Genomic DNA, 1,014 nt, shown 5'->3' on the forward strand with positions numbered 1-1,014 from the left:
GTCTTCCCGCTGGTCATGGCTTATGGCGGCGCGCTCGGGGTGCTGGGCATTCCCATCCCCCATGTCGAGACCGGCATTGCGCTCTCGGCCATCGTGCTGGGGCTGGCGGTCGCCGTGGCCCTGCGCGCGCCCTTGTGGATCGCGGCGGCGATCGTCGCCATCTTCGCGATCTTCCACGACCATGCGCACGGCACCGAACTGCCCGGAGCCGCCAATCCCTTCGCCTATGCGCTTGGCTTCGTCGTCGCGACCGGCTGCCTGCACGTCATTGGCATTGCCTTTGGGCTGCTGACCCGCTGGCCCGCAGGGCAGGTTCTGGTTCGCAGCTGCGGCGCGATCATCGCGCTGGCGGGCGTCGCTTTCCTGACCGGCATCGCCTGAGCCACATGCAGCGCGGATTTCTGCTGACGGCACTCGCCACCTGCCTGCCGATGCAGGCCGCCGCGCATAGTGCGATTCCCGGCGTTGCGGGCTTCTACTGGGGGCTGCTGCACGCGTTCTCGGTGCCGGGGGCCATCTTGACCCTGTTCGCGCTGGGGCTGCTGATCCAGCAGCGCCTGCCAGAAGGTCAGATCGCTTTCTGGGCCTTCGTGATTGCGATCCCTGTTGGTGCGGCGCTGTCCGCGATCGCGGGGCAGCAATGGCCTGCCTCGACATTCTTGATCGGACTGGCCGTGCTGATCGGCTTACACGTCGCGCTTGATGTCCAGTTGAACGCCAAAGTCCTTGCCGCCATCGCGGCCATCGCCGGACTGACCTGTGGCTATGTCTCATGGCCTGATCCCGGCCCGTGGAATGCGATGCTGCTGTCCGGTCTGGGGGCGCTGCTTGGTTCGGTGATCATCCTGACGATGGTGGCAGGCGGCATCGCCGCGCTGCGCATCGAAACCGGCTGGAACTGGTTGACCATCGCGGTCCGCGTCGTCGGCTCATGGACCTGCGCCATCGCCATCCTTCTTGGGGCTGCTGCGATCCGGGGTTAGTTTTAGCTCGAACGGGCCAATCCAATTGCCC

General features: G+C 66.1%; 2 protein-coding genes. Both read left to right on the forward strand.

Translation table 11 applies throughout. From position 1 onward, the window contains the following. Positions 1–381, forward strand: a 381-nt coding sequence (locus GL286_RS22055) for a HupE/UreJ family protein (protein ID WP_170295371.1), incomplete at its 5' end; no start/stop codon positions are given. Positions 382–386: 5 nt separating this feature from the next. After that, positions 387–983: a HupE/UreJ family protein gene (locus GL286_RS22060; RefSeq protein ID WP_155097698.1), complete on the forward strand. Its 597-nt coding sequence runs from the start codon at positions 387–389 to the stop codon at positions 981–983. Positions 984–1,014 lie beyond the last annotated feature (31 nt).

It is taken from the genome of Paracoccus aestuariivivens, assembly GCF_009711225.1.
GTDB classification, from domain to species: Bacteria; Pseudomonadota; Alphaproteobacteria; order Rhodobacterales; family Rhodobacteraceae; genus Paracoccus; species Paracoccus aestuariivivens.

Coding starts and splice junctions, on each gene's coding strand:
- GL286_RS22060 (WP_155097698.1), top strand. CDS start 387: ATGCAGCGCGGATTTCTGCTGACGGCACTCGCCACCTGCCTGCCGATG.